This is a genomic window from Wohlfahrtiimonas chitiniclastica DSM 18708, assembly GCF_000375345.1.
In the GTDB taxonomy this organism is placed as follows: Bacteria; Pseudomonadota; Gammaproteobacteria; order Cardiobacteriales; family Wohlfahrtiimonadaceae; genus Wohlfahrtiimonas; species Wohlfahrtiimonas chitiniclastica.
Genome location: NZ_AQXD01000003.1, coordinates 98,912 through 116,607, shown reverse-complemented (window position 1 = coordinate 116,607; position 17,696 = coordinate 98,912). Strand labels below are relative to the sequence as shown.

Here is a 17,696-nt window from a genome sequence, read left to right as displayed (position 1 = left end):
TAGCGAAGTTGCTAAATTTTGCAGTAGCTAAAAACGGATTCCCCGTCAATTTACAGAAGGTTTACAAATTAGTTTTGTGAGGGAAAATCCCAGATTTCAAAGGTGAATGGGTGGGCATGTTTTTCATCCATAAGATGATGCTCACGGCTCACGAGTGTTGCCGTTTCAAACGGTAAATTAAGGATTTCAGGCAGTTGTGTATCGCCCACGATGTCCGCATCCACACGCGTGACATATAAGCGATTCATCATCGGGATGGCTGCGCGATAAAGCTGGGCGCCGCCAATGATCATGATCTCAGGCGCGTCATTAAAAGTTTCTATCGCCGTCATTAAATTTGTAAAGTAATGGACATTCTCTGGCAAATTTTCAGGGGCGCTTTGCGAGCTGATCACGATGTTTGGGCGCTTAGGCAGCGGACGACCTAGGGATTCATAGGTTTTGCGACCCATGATGATGGGTTTACCCACAGTGTTTTGTTTGAAAAATCCTAAGTCATCGGGCAAATGCCAGGGCAAACTATTGTTGATGCCGATGGTGCCATTGTTGGCAATCGCTACGATCAAAGAGAGGGTTGAAGACGACATATGATCCTCATAAATAATGGGTGAGGCGCGATTATACTGAAGTTATGCTGAAAATATAATGCCGATGCTGGGCAATTAGATTACAGTGCTTGCATGGAAAGGTGGCCGTAAAGGCAAAAAATCTTTAAATAAACATTGATTAATATTTAGAATCTTTTAAACTAAACACTGTTTTATTATTCTGCATGGTCAAATTTATGAGAACAATTTTAAGAGTCATTTTTAAGCTTTTCTTTAACATTCAAACAAAGCTCGACCCACAAGCATGTCAAACCCATGGCGTTGTGGTGTGTAACCATCAGTCCTTTTTAGATGGTGTACTTCTTGGCGTCTTTTTGCCACAGCGCCCGTTGTTTGTGATCAATACAGACATTGCCAATCGTTGGTACTTTAAACCCTTTTTAAAATTCATTGACCATGTAACTGTTGATCCCTTGCACCCGATGTCTGTTAAATTGCTGACAAAAGTGGTGGCCAGTGGCCGCACCATTGTGATCTTCCCTGAAGGGCGCATTACATTAACAGGCAGCCTGATGAAAATTTATGAAGGGGCAGCCTTTGTGGCGAGTAAAGCAAAAGTGCCTTTGATTCCTGTGATGCTTGAAGGCGCAGAATACTCATATTTCAGCCGCTTAAAAGGATTGGTGAAGCAGCGTTTATTTACGCCAATCACCATCACAATGGGCGCGCCGATTAATGTGCCAACGCCAGAGCATTTACACGGCAAAGCGCGCCGCCAATATTTGGCAAAATACACGCATGAATTGATGATGGACATGCGCATTGAGATTTTTGCGCCCACCTCTTTATTTGACATGGTGGTGCAATCGGCGCGTCGCTTTGGCATGGATGCCATCTGTTTAGAAGACATTCAGCGTAAACCTGAATCTTATGGACAATTGATCACCAAAATTTTAGGCATCAGCCGCATTGTTGAGCGCTTGACAGAAAAACATGAACATGTGGGCGTATTACTACCAAACGCCAGCGGCTCAATTGCGACGATTATGGCGCTGAATTTAACGGGGCGCGTCTGTGCATTATTGAATTACACCGCGGGCGTGGATGGGATGAATGCTGCGATCACAGCCGCGAATGTGAAAACCGTGTTAACCTCACGCATCTTTTTAGAGAAAGGCAATTTAACCCATTTAGTCGCGGCATTTCCTGAGATCCATTGGGTGTATGCAGAAGATTTACGTAAAGCGATCACAACCGAGGATAAACTTTGGGTGGTGAAAGCAAAACTCATGCCCAAGCGTTATTTACCTGAGCCTGATCCAGATGCAGAAGCCGTGATTTTATTCACCTCAGGTTCTGAAGGTAAACCTAAAGGCGTTGTGCATACCAACCGCTCATTATTGACGAATGTGGAGCAGCTCTTTACGGTGGCAGACTTTACAACTAAAGATATCTTTTTCTCAGCATTGCCCATCTTCCATGCTTTTGGTTTAACGGCAGGCACGCTTTTGGGGTTGCGTTCGGGTTGCCGCATCTTTTTGTATCCATCGCCGCTGCATTATCGCGTCATTCCTGAAATGGTGTATGACACAGGCGCAACGGTGCTGTTTGGCACCTCCACATTTTTACAAAATTATGCACGCTTTGCCAATCCGTATGATTTTCGCACGCTGCGTTATGTGGTGGCTGGGGCAGAGCGCTTATCTGAATCGGTGCGTGATGTGTGGTCAGAAAAATTTGGCATCCGTATTTTAGAAGGCTACGGCGCAACTGAATGCTCACCTGTGATCTCGATCAATGTGCCGATGAGCTATAAAGAGAATACGATTGGTAAAATCTTGCCGGGCATGCGCGCCCGATTAGAAACCATCGACGGCATCGCAGAAGGCGGACAATTGATCGTGCAAGGTGGCAATGTGATGAAAGGTTATCTCTTTTACAATGCGCCGAATCAGTTGGTGCCAACGGAATATCAAGGTGAAAAGGGTTGGTACAACACAGGCGATATTGTGGCGATGGACGATGAAGGGTATTTAACCATCAAAGGGCGCGTCAAACGCTTTGCGAAGATTGCGGGTGAAATGGTGACATTAGAAACCACAGAGCGATTGTTTAAATTGGCATATCCTGAGCATGATCATGCAGCTGTGGTGCGTAAAGATGCGAGCAAAGGTGAGGCGATTGTCTTATTCACAACAGCGGATGAAATTGATCGCAAAACAGTGAGCACATTGGCAAAAGAGCTCGGTTTATCTGAATTGTCAGTGGCGCGAGATGTGCGCGCTGTGAAAGAAATTCCGCTGTTAGGTTCTGGGAAAGTCGATTATGCAGGCTTAACCGAACAAGTGATGGAAGAGGGTGCATGACAATGGTGTCGGATCGTTTGTTCAATCGGGGCGTATTGAGTGTGGTCAATGCGCAGTTTTTCTCAGCATTGGCGGACAATGCACTCTTTTTTGCCCTCCTAGAATTGCTCGACCATTTAGGTGCATTAAAAGAGAGCACATATCTATTGCAAGCGTGCTTTTTAGCGGCATATATTTTGCTTGCGCCCTTTGTGGGATTATTTGCGGACAATCAGTCAAAATCCAGGGTGTTAATGCTGGGCAATGGCGCCAAACTATTGGGTGTCGCACTGTTATTTGTTGGGGCATCACCATTTGTGGCATATGCCATTGTGGGCATTGGCGCGGCGATCTATTCACCGGCGAAATTTGGCATTTTAAGCGAATTGGTGACAACGCGCTTGTTGGTCAAAGTCAATGGATTGGTGGAAGGCTCGACCATTTTAGCCATATTATTGGGCGCGTATGTGGGCGGCTTATTGGCAGAATGGAACATGACGATGGCCTTTTTATTTGCAGGCTTAATGTATGGCGTTGCTTTAATCTTTAATGTGTTCATTCCGAAAATTAAACGTGCGCGTCATGACAGCTTTACGCCTAGCGCATTGCTCAAAAGCTTTGGTGAGATTTTATGGCGCTTACTGAGAGATCCTGGCGCGCGTTTTGCCATTTTGGGCACCAGCCTTTTTTGGGGCGCTGCCACCACGTTACGTTTATTGCTCAATGACTGGGTGCGCGAAGTGTTAGGCGGTGGCACAGAAATGGTGGCCGCTTTAAGTGCGATTGTCAGCATCGGGATTGTGGTGGGTGCACTCCTGGCATCATTGTTCATAACAATTGAACGCTTAAGATATTGTTTATGGGCAGGTTTGATGATGGGCATTTTATGTGTGGTGTTTGCGTATCAGACTGACACCATCATGGTGTATGGCTTATTGATCTGCATTGGTGCGATGGGAGGATTATTTGTGATTCCCATGAATGCATTATTGCAAACCCGCGGTCAATCCTTTGAAAGTACAGGCACGGCGATTGCTGTACAGAACTTTGCTGAAAACAGCGTGATGATCATGATGATGGTGATCTTTGGCGTGCTGGCGGCGCAACAGGTGCCCGTGTTGGCACTTATGGTGAGCTTTGGTCTCTTTTTTATGCTCGGCGTTGTGGGGCTGTTCATTCATTTAAGATGTCATTGCACATGAAAAGACGCTTGAGTTTAGGTTTCATGCTGAGCATGTGTGCGCCTCTTAATGCGTTGGAGGTTGAATTGTCCATCCATCATTATCCTGTGGTGATTGAGTCGGGGCAATCGTTAGATGATGCGATGCTTAAAGCAGCGCGGTCAGTGCCTAATCTAGCGGCGTCAGATCTTGGGCATGATCACCACGCTGTGAGCAGTTATGCCGCATCGGTGGCCCTTCAATCCCTAGATCATCATTATGATGCGCAGCATCAGCGTTGCGTCTTAACAGATTTAACACTGACCCTCGATGGAGAGATGGTGTTGCCCATGTTAAAGAAGGGCTCAATTGATGAAAAGGCGTTTGCAAAAGAGTATGCTGCCCTCAAAGCCCATGAGCTGCATCATCAGTCATTGTGGGCACAATCATTGCGTGATTATGAGGCTAAGTTTCGTGGGTTGAGCCTTGAAGATGATGAGGGATGTGGCGCATTATTTCATGAGATAAATCAAGAAATGAGCAAAACCTTACGGCAAATTGAGGCGGTGAATCTTGCCTATGATTGCGACAGCTATGGTGTGGCATTTGATCTTTCATTCTGTGAGCGTCACAGTGATGACGAAGGTGATTAATTTTTGTTATCATAGCCGCCGTATGCCGAATTATACTCAGAGGGTAAGATGACAATAAAAAGACAACAAGGCTCATTTCTGTTGGAGTTTTTAATCTCGCTGGCCATTTTTTCCATCGCATTGGTGGGGCTTGTGAAATTACAAAACAGAGCAGTCAAGGATCTTGGTGAAGTTCGCACAGAGATGGCAGTGCCCATTTTGATTGCCGATTTTACAGATCGCCTCAATTTACAGCCAAAAGACAATAATGTGTTAGATCCTGCGTCGGTTGCGGCACTGAAAAAGACGGCCAATGCATTATTAAAAGATGTGACAGTGAATGGCCCAACCATCACCATTATTGATTTAGATGATCCCGCCATTAAAACACCTTATACAGTGGTGCTTGATGATAGCCGTCGTGAACCGGAGCCGAATAAATAATGCGTATACTTCAAAAACAACAAGGATTCATCTTATACATTACGTTGATCATGTTGATCATTTTTGCCATCATTGGTTTAGGTTTGTATCAGCAAAACACCAGCGCCACTCGAAGTGTTCAGTATGTGAGCTTTAAGCAAGAGACGGAAGATCTTGCGATGCGCGCTTTGAATCAGATTGAAGAGACTCAAATCAGCGTAGACAATGCATGGAAAGCGTGCACAACAAAAACAGGTGTTTTGTGTGATGCCATTTCAGAAAATGCACTCAATAAAGCTGTGACAGAGATGCGAGAAGGTAAAGCGCCTTCAAAGATTGATAATGGTGGAGAGTGGAAAAACCTCGCGATGAAAGGGACGTTTTCTGGCAATGGACAAGTGTATTATGTGATCCAAAATTTGGGCTTAAATCCAGATGAAAAGCGTTATCGCATGTATCGCACCACAATCATTGCGCAGGTGCTCGATACCTTTACTGTGATCAGTTCAGTGATGGCAGCGCCGGCTCAGCCAGCGAAAAAACCATAATGTGGATAAAAATTAACCCCTATGTGAGGGGTTAATTGTTTATTTAAAGAAAATTTTTGGCTCTTCGTGATTGCGCTTAAACAAGGTGATCACGTTGCCGATGTGTTGAATCATCGTTGCGCCTAAGGCTTCCGTGATTTGTGCAGCAATGGCTTTTTTCGCATCGCGATCATCGCCAGCGATACGAATTTTGATCAATTCATGGTATTCTAACGCACGTTCTGCTTCTGCTAAGAATGATTCTGTCACGCCTTTCTCGCCCATGATTAAAACTGGCTTCATGGAGTGAGCAAGACCTTTTAAAGAGTGAATGTGTTCTTTGGTTAATTTCATTTGAGTCATGAGTAACGATCCTAGTCAAAAAAAAGTGGAGGCAAGCTTATCGCAACCTCACAAAATCCAACAGCTTTTCTTAAGCTTAAGAATGCTTGCCGTGACATTTTTGGTTGCGGGCATAATCTTGGTGGCCATTTTACCATTCTTTTCTTTATCAAAACGAGATGAATTCATTCTATTGATCTTTTATGGATTGGTCAGTGGCGGTTTCTTAATGGCCAGGGCGCGTTCTTTTACATTAAAACAAAATAAAACCTCGAAACATTAATGAGATTGTTTCAACTGTTGTTAGATGGCGGCTACGCTAAAAAGCGCATTCATCAATTGTTTAAAGGGGGCAAAGTCCTCATCAATGGTCGATGTGTGTATGATGATGCCATTGAAGTGGATGGGCAATTGCATGAGGTTTTAGTAGATGGCGCGCCTTTTTCCCTTAAACAGCATCACTATTATTTAATGAATAAACCTAAAGGCGTTGTGTGTGCCGTCAAAGATGCTGCGCATCCGACGGTGTGTGATCGATTGCCAAAAGGCGTTGTGCCCATTGGCCGCCTTGATCGCAATACAGAAGGCTTATTAATTTTAACGGACAATGGACAACTGTGTTACCGCTTGCCATTGCCACAATATCATGTGACCAAAAAATATCGCGTGGTGGTCAATGGTGCGTTGACTGAACAAATGGTGACACAATTTATGCAGGGCATTGAGTTTATCGGCGGGATTTGTTGTGCGCCTGCTAAACTTGATATTATAAGCAGCAGTGAAACGATGAGCGAAGCTTTTGTAACCTTAACAGAAGGCAAATTTCATCAAGTGAAAAAGATGTTTCTAGCGGTTGATCGTTACGTGCTAGAGCTTCAACGCATTGAGTATGGTCCACTTTGTTTGGGCCATGATTTACAACCGGGACAATTTCGGGCATTGACGCCAAGTGAGGTCAAAATGCTCTGGGATTGTGCCCAATTGCAATATTAAAGTGAATAATTATGGGTAAAAAACGTACGCCAAGCAGTTCAAGATGGCTTAAAGAGCATCATGATGATGAATATGTATTACGTGCACGCAAGGAAAACTGGCGTTCACGCGCGATCTATAAACTTTCAGAAATGGATGAGAAAGATCGTTTATTTAAACCGGGCATGACGATTGTGGACTTAGGGGCAGCGCCTGGCAGTTGGTCGCAATACGCGATGCATAAAGTGGGGCACAATGGTAAGGTGTTCGCCTTAGACATTTTGCCAATGAATCCTGTGGCAGGCGTGGACATCATTACTGGAGACTTTCGTGAAGAGAGCGTCTTACATGAATTAGAAGCCTTATTAGATGGTCGTAAAATTGATGTGGTGATCTCGGACATGGCGCCAAACACAAGCGGCATGAAAGGTGTGGATCAGCCGCGCATGATGTATTTGTTAGATTTAGCGTTTGATTTCTCTTATCACCATTTAAAACCGGGCGGCGATTTCTTAATGAAAATCTTTCAAGGGGAAGGCTTTGAGGAGTATTTAAAGCAATTGCGCGAGAATTTCGACAAAGTCCTCACGCGTAAGCCAAAAGCCTCACGTGCTCGCAGTTCAGAGATTTATTTATTAGCGCGCGGCTTTAAAGGTCGCAAAGAGTAATGCAGCCATTGAATTTAATATATTTAGCCCCATTCATGTGTCAATGGTGACTAAATTCAAGATATTCGGTATAGTTGCAGTTTGAAATTTATTCTCATAAACCACAATTTTTTAACTTAGCAAGAGGTTAATCTTTTGAAATATAACGGAAGAGATATCATTGTTTTGATCGTCGCAATACTTGGTGTATTGTTGGTGTTTCAAAACTTTGGCAGCACCCCAGGGCAAGGCATGGCGTATTCAGAGTTCTTGAATGCCATCGATGACGGGCGTGTGAAAGAAGTGACAATTGCAGGACCGGAAATCAATGGTACCTACAGCAGCGGTCAGCGTTTTACCACATATAATCCTGAAACCAATAATGGTATGTTGATCGATTTGTTGCGTGCAAAAGATGTAACGATCGTGGGTAAAGAGATGCGTTCACGCGGAATTTTGCTCTCCATTATCTTGAATTTATTGCCTGTATTGATTTTATTTGGCCTCATCATGTTCATGATGCGTCAATCAGGGGGCGGTGGTAAAAACCCGATGAGCTTTGGTAAATCTAAAGCGAAGATGCTCAACGCCGATGAAGTGAAAACCCGTTTTTCAGACGTTGCGGGCGCCGATGAAGCGAAGCAAGAAGTGGGCGAAGTGGTGGAATTCTTACGTGATCCCACTAAATTCCAGCGTTTAGGCGGTAAAATGCCCAAAGGTATTTTGATGGTTGGCCCACCTGGAACCGGTAAAACCTTATTGGCTAAAGCCATTGCCGGTGAAGCGGGCGTGCCATTTTTCACGATTTCAGGCTCTGACTTTATGGAGATGTTCGTGGGCGTGGGTGCGGCACGTGTGCGTGATATGTTCGAACAAGCGAAAAAACATGCCCCTTGCATCATCTTCATCGATGAAATTGATGCGGTCGGTCGCCATCGTGGCTCAGGTTTAGGCGGTGGTCATGATGAGCGTGAACAAACCTTGAACCAAATGCTTGTGGAAATGGATGGCTTTGGCGATAACTCAGGCATCATCATCATTGCAGCGACAAACCGTGTGGATGTCTTAGATCCTGCATTGTTGCGCCCAGGTCGTTTTGACCGTCAAGTGGTTGTGCCATTGCCTGACATTAAAGGCCGTGAAGCGATTTTAAAAGTGCATTTGCGTAAAGTGCCGTTAGCTGCAGATGTGGATGTATTGAGTTTAGCAAAAGGAACACCAGGCTTTTCAGGTGCGGATTTAGCAAACTTAGTCAATGAAGCAGCACTCTTTGCAGCGCGTCAAAATAAAAATGATGTGGGCATGGATGATATGGAATCTGCCAAAGATAAAATCTTCATGGGGGCAGAACGCCGCTCATTGATGATGACGGCAGATGAAATGCGTTTAACAGCGTATCATGAAGCTGGGCATGCCATTGTGGCGTATCGCTTAAAATCTGATCCTGTGTATAAAGTGACCATCATTCCGCGTGGCCGAGCATTGGGTGTGACTTGGACATTGCCAGAAAATGACAGCGTCAGCAATTCACGTCAATGGCTCAACAACAAAATGGCGATGATTTTTGGTGGCCGCATTGCCGAAGAGCTTATTTTTGGTTATGACAAAGTGACCACTGGCGCAATGAGTGACATTCAGCATTCCACCAACATGGCGCGTAACATGGTGACAAAATGGGGTTTATCTGACAAGTTAGGTTTCCTATTTTATGCACCCGATGGTGATGGTGGCATGATGGGTCGCCCATCTCAAGGTCAGGATACAATGTCAAATGAGACAGCGTTATTGATCGATGAAGAGGTGCGCCGCATTGTGAACGAAAACTATGCCCGTGCGAAAAAAGTGTTAGAAGATGACATCGAGCGCTTACACCGTATGGCGAATGTGTTGTTAGATGTGGAAACCATCGATGCACAGCAAGTGGATGACATCATGCATGATCGCGAACTCAGTAACTCTTCATTAAACAGTAAGCCAAAAGATGATGGCGGTTCAGCAGCTGAGCCGACACCACCGACTTTAGACTTTGTTTAATGGATGATGAAAAAGCGCCGAAAGGCGCTTTTTTTATGCTGCTAAATTGGCAAACTGTGGGTAAGTTTGACGGTATCCATCGGCACATCAGTTTTGACACTCAAAATCGCTTTGATGGTGGTGAGCTTATTGGCATGAAAATGGCGATAACTGTCCAAATCTTTTGTCACAATGCGAAGCCATGCATCACATTCGCCCGCCATTAAATGACACTCGATGATCTCTGGCATGTCTTGAATGGCATCAATGAAACTGTCGATGGTTTTCGCATCTTGTGCTTTAAACCACACGCGGGAAAAAAGGGTTAAGCCTGCATCCACTTTTGCGCCATCAATGATGGCCACATAGCGCTTAATCACGCCAGCTTCTTGCAGTAATTTCACGCGGCGCAAGCAAGGAGAAGGGGATAATCCCACAAGTTTGGCAAGATCAGTATTCGCTAAGCTTGCATCCTTTTGTAATGCCCTTAAAATGCGGCGATCAATGCTGTCTAATTTTATCGGTGTCATATGCTAATTTTTCATCAATATTTGAAATAAAATGGCAAAATATCATTGATGAATGATAACTACAATCAAAAATTTCAACAATGAAAGACTACAATAGCAGCCGTTTTGTATTGGGGTGGAACTCATGGCTTTTGATAATGTGTTGTTATTTGGGATCGCGGTTTTTCCTTTGGTGTGTACGCCAGGGCCCGATGTTTTATTCATTGCTTCTCAAGGTTTAACAGCAGGGAAGCGCGCGGTGATGATTGCCAATGTAGGGATTTTAACCGGTTATTGTGTGCATGCCATTTTAAGCGCCCTTGGCGTGGCGGCATTGGTGGCAGCCTCCCCAATTTTATTTAATGTGATCCGTTGGGTGGGCGTTGCGTATTTACTATATTTAGCGGCATGCATGATCCGCTCTGCCATGAAGCGTGGGATTTTAGAGATTGCCAAAGATGCCAAAATCACGCAGCACCTTTTTCGTAAGGGCTTTTTAACGAGCTTTTTAAACCCGAAAGGTTTGCTCATTTATTTGGCGATTTTACCGAATTTTATTAAATCCTCAGAGCCTTATGCATTGCAAGCCTTAATGCTCGCAGGCATCTTCATTGTGAGCTGCGCCGTTGTTTATAGTTTAATCGGTTTAAGCTTAGCGAGCCTTGGCAATAAGGGTGCGCCAAGCGATACGCGCCGCAGAGTCGTGGAAGGATTTTCAGGGAGTTTATTGCTAATTGCGGCAGGTTTCATTGCCATCAATTGATGGATTTAATGGTCAATTAAGGCTGCAATCTTCGGGGTTGTGGCTTTTTTTTATGATTGACTTTCGAAAAAAGAGGCATAAAATACGAAACTTATTTTTCACTGAATACAGCGCACAAGGAAGAAAATGTTCTATCGCATTTTGATACCCCCAAAGATACCGCGACCGCGGGATCAGCATCGCTGTATCCTCCTCCTTTCTAACATTCGCTAGGCGACGCTAGATTAAATAGGTGAAGGAGGTGACTTAAAGACATACCCATAAGAAAAACAAACTTAAGTTACCTTCTCGCGCATCACACATGATGCAACATCTATTATCTAGGAGTCACCCGTGTTAGCTTTTATTGAGCGATACTTTGAACTAAAGCGCCACAATACATCCCTCAAGCAGGAACTCATCGCTGCTTTCACCACCTTCATTACGATGGTCTATATCGCGTTTGTGAACCCAAAAATCTTGGGCGCCGCCGGTATGGACACACAAGCTGTTTTTGTCACCACGGTGTTAATCACTGCCATTGCCTCTGTGTTGATGGGTGTGGTGGCAAAACTGCCAATTGCGCTCGCGCCCGGTATGGGCATCAATGCTTATTTTGCGTATGTATTAGTGGGGTCAAATGGCCTCACTTGGCAAACAGGCATGACGCTCATTTTCCTAAGTGCCGTCTCTCTTTTTCTATTGTCGCTTTTTAAAATCCGTTATTGGATGGTTTCAAACATTCCTCACTCGCTGCGCATTGGCATCAGTGTGGGTTGTGGGCTATTGATCACGTTGATTGGTCTGCATAATGCTCACATCATTGTGGCGAATCCTGACACGATGGTGGCACTTGGTGATCCAAAAAGTTTGTCATTCATTTTGGGATCTTTAGGTTTCCTGATTGTGATTGCCTTAGCGCAGCGCAATGTGTATGCCTCTGTATTGATCTCCTTTGTGGTGATCACAGCCATTGCTTTAGTTGTGGATCCTGAAGTCTCTTATCATGGTTTAGTCAGTATGCCGCCTTCCATTGCGCCAGTCACCGGGCAATTGGAATTTAAAGAGATCGCAAGTTTCTCTATGGTGGGCGTCATTGTATCCATCATGTTGATTAACTTATTTGAATCATCGGGCACGTTCATTGCCGTGACCACCAAAGCCGGTTTAGCCGATGACAAAGGGCATTATCCAAATCAACAAAAATCCCTATTGATTGACAGTAGTGCTTCTGCTGTGGGCTCATACATGGGCACATCTGCGGTGACGGCATACATTGAAAGCGCCTCAGGCGTTGCGGTCGGTGGTCGCTCTGGTTTGATGTCTTTTGCAGTGGGCATTTTATTTTTGGCGCTCCTCTTTTTCTCACCCCTTGAGAAGATGATTCCCCTGTATGCCACCACAGGGGCATTGCTTTACATTGGCGTTTTGATGATTTCCGAGCTCTCTAAAATTGATTGGGATGATCTTACAGAAGCCACCCCCTCTTTTGTCGCAGCTGTTGCGATGCCCTTTACATTCACCATCACAGAAGGCATTGCCTTAGGTTTCATCACGTATGTGGTGCTGAAATTGGTGGCAGGAAAATTCAAAGACATTACGGTTTGTACCGGTTTAATGGCGCTCTTATTTTTGTTGCGCTACATTTTTTTATAAGTATTGATTGTTAGGAGTTCATAATGAGAAAAGAATCCATTCAAGAAATGATTGATGCAGGTGCTGCAAAAATCCCCGCAGATCGTGTCATTAAAAACGGTTTATTGGTGAATGTTACATCAAGCGAGATTTATCCTGCGGATGTGGCCATTTACAAAACACAAATTGTTGCCACTGGCAATGTGGATGCTTACATTGGGCAATCCACAGAAATCATCGATGCCAAAGGCAAATATTTGGTGCCGGGCTTAATTGATGGGCATTTGCACATTGAATGCAGCAAATTGTCCATGACCAGTTTTGCTAAAGCGGTGGTTCCACATGGAACCACGAGCATTGTCTCGGGGCTTGATCAATATGTGGTGACCACAGGTTTAGAAGGCATCAAAGAGGTTTTGGCAGAGATTGATGAATTACCACTGCATGTGTTTTGGGGCTTACCTTTTTTCACGCCGTATACATTGCCGCAAAGCAATGTGGCGTTCAATGTGACGGCAGAAGTGCATGAAACGGTACAAAAATGGCCAGAAGTGTATGGTGTTTGGGAAACTGTGTCCGAGTTTGTGGAAAATAAGCATCCGGATGTGATGCGTGCTTTAGAGCTTGCGCGTGAAAATCGCTTGCCCATTTTTGGTTGTGCGCCCATGAATCGCGGCGAGAAACTCAATTCAGTCTTATGCGCGGGCGTACGCCTTGATCATGAAAGCTATAATCATGAAGAGATGATGGAAAAAGTGCGTAAAGGTATGTTTGTCATCATTCGTGAATCCTCCATTTCTCACTTTTTAGAAGAGAACATGAAGATCGTCACCCATTTAAATCCACGTGTGGCGCGCCGCGTGAGTTTTTGTACGGATGATGTGGTGGCCTCAGAAATCTTGGCCAATGGGCACATGGATAAATTGATCCGCATGGCCATTCAAAGCGGCGTTGATCCATTGACTGCCATTCAAATGGGCACCTTGAACTCAGCCGAAGCTTATCGCATTGACCATTTAGTGGGTTCAATCAGCCCTGGGCGCTATGCGGATATTCTCTTGGTGGAAGATTTGGTGAAATTTGAGATCGATGGCGTGATTGCCAAAGGGGAAACAGTGGTCACCGATGGCAAAATGAGCAAAACATTGACGCCGCCCGTGCGTAGCCCTCTCTTATTGAACACCATGAAGATGCAACCTGTTCAAGCTGTTGACATGTGTGTGCGCACAGAACTTGAGAGTGACCGCGTGCATGCTTTATCGCTCGCTGTGGATTTTGATGTACCCTTTGTGCGTAAAGCCCGCGATGTGGAATTGAATGTCGAAAATGGCATCGTCCTGCCAGACATTGAGCAAGATGTGTTATATGCCACGGTGATTGAGCGCTTTGGCATCACGAATGTGAAGCCTGCGGTGGGCTTTGTGTCGGGTTGGCAATTGAATGCGGGCGCAATGGCAAGCTCGTGTGCCCCAGATGATAACAACGTGGTGTGCATCGGCACAAACAGCGAAGACATGGCATTGGCCGTGAACCATTTAGCCAGCAATGGCGGCGGGCAAGTGATCGTCAAAGATGGCGAGATTTTAGGCTTCTTACCCTTACCGATTGCCGGGATTGTCTCTGATTTAGAGCCTGAAGCGATGGCTAAAGAAGAAGAAAAGCTCTTAATGCTTGCCCGTCAATTAGGGTGCAATTTGCCGGATCCGCTTTTTTACATGTGTTGTTTACAAATTACGGCGATTCCAGATTTTGCCATTACGGATTTAGGCGTCATTGATTTTGCTGCCCAAGCGGTGACAGAACCTGTTTTAAAATGTAGCTGTAGCCATGGCCGCATCAAAGGTTAAGGAGGAGAATATGTTGGATAAAGAGAATCTCAATGCTGTGATTGACATGGCAGCCGGGCGCATGCCGGTTGATACCCTCATCATCAATTGTCAGGTGGTGGATGTGTATAACCAAAGGTTGATGCCAGGACCGCTCGCCATTGGGCGCGGTAAAATTGTGGGCGTTGGCCATGATTATGATGCCAAAAACATTGTGGATGCCAAAGGTGGCATTGTGATGCCAGGGCTCATTGATGGGCACGTGCACATTGAGTCTTCCTCATTAACGCCTGTGCAATTTGCACGCACCATTTTACCGTTTGGCACCACAACCATCATTGCCGATCCGCATGAAATTGCCAATGTATGCGGCGTGAAGGGCATTCAATATATGCTCGATGCCAGCCGCAATTTGCCGCTGCATGTGAAAATTCAATTGCCATCTTGCGTGCCTGCCACACCTTTTGAATCTGCGGGCGCTGTGTTAGAGGCAGAAGATCTTGAGCCACTGTTTGCCGATGATGGCGTATTAGGCTTAGGCGAAGTGATGGATTATCCAAGCGTCACGCATCATGAAGATAAAATGATGAACAAAATCATGATGGCGAAGCGTCACAATCGTGTGATTGATGGTCATAGCCCCGGCATGAAAGGGCTGGATTTAACGGCGTATGTGGCAGCGGGCATCATGACGGATCATGAGTGCTCGGACACAGAAGGCATGTTAAAGCGTTTGACGATGGGGCAATACATTTTGCTGCGTGAAGGTTCAACCTGTAAGGATTTATTGAATCTATTGCCCGCAGTGACGCCAAGCAATGCGCGCCGCTGCGTATTTTGTACGGATGACCGTGAGCCTGATGACATTTTAACCACAGGGCACATCAACAAAAGTCTGCGTTTAGCGGTGGAATATGGGATCGATCCTTTATTGGCCGTGACGATGGCAACCCTCAATGGCGCTGAATGTTTCCGCTTGTATGATAAAGGTGCGATTGCACCGGGTAAGGATGCGGATCTATTGATCGTCAATGATCTGATAGAGTTTGCGCCGCGCCATGTGTTTTCCATGGGGCAAGAAGTGGCGCGCGATGGCAAAATGTTGGTGGAGTTGCCGGAATATCATTGTGAAGATGTGCTCAATACCATCAACATCGCGCCCATTTGTGAAGCGGATTTTGCTTTGTCTTTAACGAGTGATCAAGTGCGAGCCATCGGCGTGATTCCTAAAAGTGTGGTGACCAAAAATCTCACATTAACAGTCGCGCGTGATGCAGCCGGGCAGTTTCAGGCTGATCTAAATCCTGGGCTCAATAAGTTGGCAGTGATCGAGCGCCATCATGCCACGGGCAATATGGGGCTGGGTATTTTGTCTGGTTATGGCTTGAAAAATGGTGCGATTGCCGTTTCTGTGGCCCATGATTCCCACAATATTGTGGTGGTGGGCGACAATGATGCAGACATGCTTTGCGCCGTTAAAGACATTGAAGCCATGGGCGGCGGCTTTTCTTTAGTACAACATGGGAAAGTGTTGGCGCATTTACCCTTACCGATTGGTGGCTTGATGACAAATCAAAGTGCAGAAGCCGTGGCGACTGTGATTGATCATCTCATTCACACAGCGCGTGAAAAATTTGCCCTCTCGGATGCTTTTCATCCTTTGATGACGCTCGTCTTTATGACATTGCCAGTGATTCCTGAGATTAAACTCACGTCCAATGGTTTATTCGATGTGAAAGCCTTTGAGCTTGTGGATGTGTCCATTTAGTTTAAGAGCGATAAAATTAAACCGAGCTTAGCTCGGTTTTTTTATACAAAAAATCCATCAAAAGCGCTATCGGTGACCATTGATTTCATGGATAATCAATGGTCATTTTTATTGGAATCAGGTCATGAAATTAATTAAAATCAGTGGTTTAATGTTGTCGATCACGCTTGTGCTGGGTGGATATGCCTCAGCCGTCGCACTGACTGAGTGTGCAAGTCTTAAAGCTGCGGCTGATGCTGGCAATGCAGCCGATCAAGTGCGTTATGGGCAGTGCCTTGCAGACAATACGCCCCGTGAATATGTGGAGTGTGACGCCGATACATTGTGCAGTCATGCGGATTATCTGGCAGGGGAGCAGTGGTTCAGTGCCGCCGCTCAGCAAAACAATGCAGAAGGGTGGATGGGTTTGGCACATGCACACTTTCAGCAAGCCGAAGGCATGGATGACGCATATCAAGCGGGCATGGCAGCACTGCAAGCCGCGATGGCATTGGGCTCAACCGATGCTGCGTATGAATGGGCGCGCGTGCAATATTTTAATGTGGAAGCTGACATGCGATCTAAAGAAACAGATCAAAACATTCTCGCTGTGTTAGAAAAAGCCGCTCAAGCAGGAAATTACAATGCAGAACGCATGCTTGGCATATTATATGCAGAGGGGGAAATTGTGCCCATGGATCTTAAAAAAGCTGATGCTTTGTTTGAGTCCTCCGCTAAAATGGGCGGCGCCCCTGCAATTGATCGCTTAATGTCACTCTTTGCATGGAGCCCGGATTGGTATTACCTCAATCCTTTAAATGATGGCAGTGAGATGGATGAGGAGCGTTTTTATACGTGGCTTGAGCGCGCCGCCGAAGCGGGTAACGTTGATGCATTAGAGCGCTTATTGACAGAAACCACTACGATCAATGGCACAATCCGAACCGTTGCCCCGAAACATCAAGCATTGTTGGCCACGCATTTAGCCAATATAGTGAACAGCAGTGATCCTTCAGCATTGATGAAAACGTATGAAGCATTGAGTGGTTATGTCTTCAGTCAAAATGATGTGGCGATGCAGCAGCAAATGTTGAGCATTGTGGAGAAGGCGGCGAATCTCAACCATGATCCCGCCCTTTATCATTTAGGCGGATTATATGAAATGGGTACGATTGTGTCGCAAAATGCAGACAAAGCACATGCGCTGTATGAACGCATTCAGTCCCCAGAGTGGCAATACAATGTGGCGATTGATGCTTTAATGATTGATGATCCCACCATGCAGCAACAAGGATTGATGTTTTTGAAAAAAGCTGCCGCTGGGCGGTATCCACGAGCCATGATGCGCTTATCAAGATATTACATTAATGGTGAAGGCGTGGCACAAGATCTTAAACAAGCGCTACATTTGCAGGAAGGGGTTGCAACATCAGACGATGTCACTGTCAAGCATGAGTTGTTGTCTTTCTATTTAGATCAAGAATATGGGGAGCATTTTGATGCAGAAAAGGGTATCTATTTTGCCAAACTGATGAAGTGCGATGTCGATGATGATGCGTGGTATTGTTATCCATATTATGCATTCTTGCGTGAGCATTAGGGCTTGGGCTTAAAATCACGTAAAATCA

General features: G+C 45.3%; 16 protein-coding genes. 13 read left to right on the top strand and 3 right to left on the bottom strand.

The window, feature by feature from the left end; translation table 11 throughout:
• Nucleotides 1-68 precede the first annotated feature (68 nt).
• Nucleotides 69-587 carry a dihydrofolate reductase gene (locus B143_RS0107110; protein WP_018122743.1) on the bottom strand — a complete coding sequence of 173 codons (519 nt, stop codon included), beginning with the start codon at nucleotides 585-587 and terminating at the stop codon, nucleotides 69-71.
• 197 nt (nucleotides 588-784) lie between these two features.
• Between B143_RS0107110 and aas the strand changes: the two genes are divergently transcribed.
• The 5 genes from aas to B143_RS0107085 are packed head-to-tail and all read left to right on the top strand — an operon-like array spanning nucleotide 785 to nucleotide 5,656.
• Nucleotides 785-2,914: a bifunctional acyl-ACP--phospholipid O-acyltransferase/long-chain-fatty-acid--ACP ligase gene (aas, locus tag B143_RS0107105; protein ID WP_018122742.1), complete on the top strand. Its 2,130-nt coding sequence runs from the start codon at nucleotides 785-787 to the stop codon at nucleotides 2,912-2,914.
• The gene (gene lplT / locus B143_RS0107100) at nucleotides 2,911-4,095 is read left to right on the top strand and encodes a lysophospholipid transporter LplT (RefSeq protein ID WP_018122741.1); all 1,185 of its coding nucleotides are present in this window, start codon (nucleotides 2,911-2,913) and stop codon (nucleotides 4,093-4,095) included. The genes aas and lplT overlap by 4 nt, the downstream gene beginning before the upstream one ends.
• Complete coding sequence (locus tag B143_RS0107095) at nucleotides 4,092-4,706, top strand: DUF922 domain-containing protein (RefSeq protein ID WP_018122740.1); 615 nt, start codon at nucleotides 4,092-4,094, stop codon at nucleotides 4,704-4,706. The genes lplT and B143_RS0107095 overlap by 4 nt, the downstream gene beginning before the upstream one ends.
• Before the next feature lie 48 nt (nucleotides 4,707-4,754).
• On the top strand, nucleotides 4,755-5,129 hold the full coding sequence (locus B143_RS0107090) for a type IV pilus modification PilV family protein (protein ID WP_246781929.1): 375 nt from the start codon (nucleotides 4,755-4,757) through the stop codon (nucleotides 5,127-5,129).
• Nucleotides 5,129-5,656, top strand: a complete 528-nt coding sequence (locus tag B143_RS0107085; RefSeq protein WP_018122739.1) for a hypothetical protein — start codon at nucleotides 5,129-5,131, stop codon at nucleotides 5,654-5,656. Before B143_RS0107090 ends, B143_RS0107085 begins: the two co-directional genes overlap by 1 nt.
• A gap of 39 nt (nucleotides 5,657-5,695) precedes the next feature.
• On the opposite strand, the gene yhbY is transcribed toward B143_RS0107085, so the two are convergent.
• Nucleotides 5,696-5,998 (bottom strand): ribosome assembly RNA-binding protein YhbY, encoded by a 303-nt coding sequence (yhbY, locus tag B143_RS0107080; RefSeq protein WP_018122738.1) that lies wholly within the window; start codon nucleotides 5,996-5,998, stop codon nucleotides 5,696-5,698.
• A gap of 261 nt (nucleotides 5,999-6,259) precedes the next feature.
• Here yhbY and B143_RS0107070 point away from each other — a divergent pair, with 261 nt between their 5' ends.
• The 3 genes from B143_RS0107070 to ftsH all read left to right on the top strand — a co-directional run bounded on the left by B143_RS0107070 (nucleotide 6,260) and on the right by ftsH (nucleotide 9,630).
• A complete protein-coding gene (locus tag B143_RS0107070; protein ID WP_026165760.1) occupies nucleotides 6,260-6,970 on the top strand; it encodes a 16S rRNA pseudouridine(516) synthase in 711 nt (236 codons plus the stop codon).
• 11 nt (nucleotides 6,971-6,981) lie between these two features.
• Nucleotides 6,982-7,617 (top strand): 23S rRNA (uridine(2552)-2'-O)-methyltransferase RlmE, encoded by a 636-nt coding sequence (gene rlmE / locus B143_RS0107065; protein ID WP_008315452.1) that lies wholly within the window; start codon nucleotides 6,982-6,984, stop codon nucleotides 7,615-7,617.
• Between the two features lie 165 nt (nucleotides 7,618-7,782).
• Nucleotides 7,783-9,630: an ATP-dependent zinc metalloprotease FtsH gene (gene ftsH, locus B143_RS0107060; RefSeq protein ID WP_246781931.1), complete on the top strand. Its 1,848-nt coding sequence runs from the start codon at nucleotides 7,783-7,785 to the stop codon at nucleotides 9,628-9,630.
• Nucleotides 9,631-9,671: 41 nt separating this feature from the next.
• Here ftsH and B143_RS0107055 read toward each other — a convergent pair whose 3' ends face one another.
• Nucleotides 9,672-10,139, bottom strand: coding sequence for an Lrp/AsnC family transcriptional regulator (locus B143_RS0107055; protein WP_008315449.1), 468 nt, complete (start codon nucleotides 10,137-10,139; stop codon nucleotides 9,672-9,674).
• A 124-nt stretch (nucleotides 10,140-10,263) separates the two neighbouring features.
• Here B143_RS0107055 and B143_RS0107050 point away from each other — a divergent pair, with 124 nt between their 5' ends.
• From B143_RS0107050 to B143_RS0107030, 5 genes are all read left to right on the top strand, one after another.
• Nucleotides 10,264-10,881, top strand: a complete 618-nt coding sequence (locus B143_RS0107050; protein ID WP_018122734.1) for a LysE family translocator — start codon at nucleotides 10,264-10,266, stop codon at nucleotides 10,879-10,881.
• Between the two features lie 333 nt (nucleotides 10,882-11,214).
• Complete coding sequence (locus B143_RS0107045; RefSeq protein WP_018122733.1) at nucleotides 11,215-12,516, top strand: NCS2 family permease; 1,302 nt, start codon at nucleotides 11,215-11,217, stop codon at nucleotides 12,514-12,516.
• Nucleotides 12,517-12,539: 23 nt separating this feature from the next.
• Complete coding sequence (locus B143_RS0107040; protein WP_018122732.1) at nucleotides 12,540-14,342, top strand: adenine deaminase C-terminal domain-containing protein; 1,803 nt, start codon at nucleotides 12,540-12,542, stop codon at nucleotides 14,340-14,342.
• Between the two features lie 10 nt (nucleotides 14,343-14,352).
• Nucleotides 14,353-16,089 carry an adenine deaminase gene (gene ade / locus B143_RS0107035; RefSeq protein ID WP_018122731.1) on the top strand — a complete coding sequence of 579 codons (1,737 nt, stop codon included), beginning with the start codon at nucleotides 14,353-14,355 and terminating at the stop codon, nucleotides 16,087-16,089.
• Nucleotides 16,090-16,213: 124 nt separating this feature from the next.
• Nucleotides 16,214-17,668, top strand: coding sequence for a tetratricopeptide repeat protein (locus B143_RS0107030; RefSeq protein ID WP_018122730.1), 1,455 nt, complete (start codon nucleotides 16,214-16,216; stop codon nucleotides 17,666-17,668).
• Nucleotides 17,669-17,696 lie beyond the last annotated feature (28 nt).

Bases quoted from the DNA above. Each gene is read 5' to 3' on its own strand.
- B143_RS0107110 (WP_018122743.1), bottom strand. From the start codon at position 587: ATGTCGTCTTCAACCCTCTCTTTGATCGTAGCGATTGCCAACAATGGC.
- aas (WP_018122742.1), top strand. From the start codon at position 785: ATGAGAACAATTTTAAGAGTCATTTTTAAGCTTTTCTTTAACATTCAA.
- lplT (WP_018122741.1), top strand. From the start codon at position 2,911: ATGACAATGGTGTCGGATCGTTTGTTCAATCGGGGCGTATTGAGTGTG.
- B143_RS0107095 (WP_018122740.1), top strand. From the start codon at position 4,092: ATGAAAAGACGCTTGAGTTTAGGTTTCATGCTGAGCATGTGTGCGCCT.
- B143_RS0107090 (WP_246781929.1), top strand. From the start codon at position 4,755: ATGACAATAAAAAGACAACAAGGCTCATTTCTGTTGGAGTTTTTAATC.
- B143_RS0107085 (WP_018122739.1), top strand. From the start codon at position 5,129: ATGCGTATACTTCAAAAACAACAAGGATTCATCTTATACATTACGTTG.
- yhbY (WP_018122738.1), bottom strand. From the start codon at position 5,998: ATGACTCAAATGAAATTAACCAAAGAACACATTCACTCTTTAAAAGGT.
- B143_RS0107070 (WP_026165760.1), top strand. From the start codon at position 6,260: ATGAGATTGTTTCAACTGTTGTTAGATGGCGGCTACGCTAAAAAGCGC.
- rlmE (WP_008315452.1), top strand. From the start codon at position 6,982: ATGGGTAAAAAACGTACGCCAAGCAGTTCAAGATGGCTTAAAGAGCAT.
- B143_RS0107055 (WP_008315449.1), bottom strand. From the start codon at position 10,139: ATGACACCGATAAAATTAGACAGCATTGATCGCCGCATTTTAAGGGCA.
- B143_RS0107050 (WP_018122734.1), top strand. From the start codon at position 10,264: ATGGCTTTTGATAATGTGTTGTTATTTGGGATCGCGGTTTTTCCTTTG.
- B143_RS0107040 (WP_018122732.1), top strand. From the start codon at position 12,540: ATGAGAAAAGAATCCATTCAAGAAATGATTGATGCAGGTGCTGCAAAA.
- ade (WP_018122731.1), top strand. From the start codon at position 14,353: ATGTTGGATAAAGAGAATCTCAATGCTGTGATTGACATGGCAGCCGGG.
- B143_RS0107030 (WP_018122730.1), top strand. From the start codon at position 16,214: ATGAAATTAATTAAAATCAGTGGTTTAATGTTGTCGATCACGCTTGTG.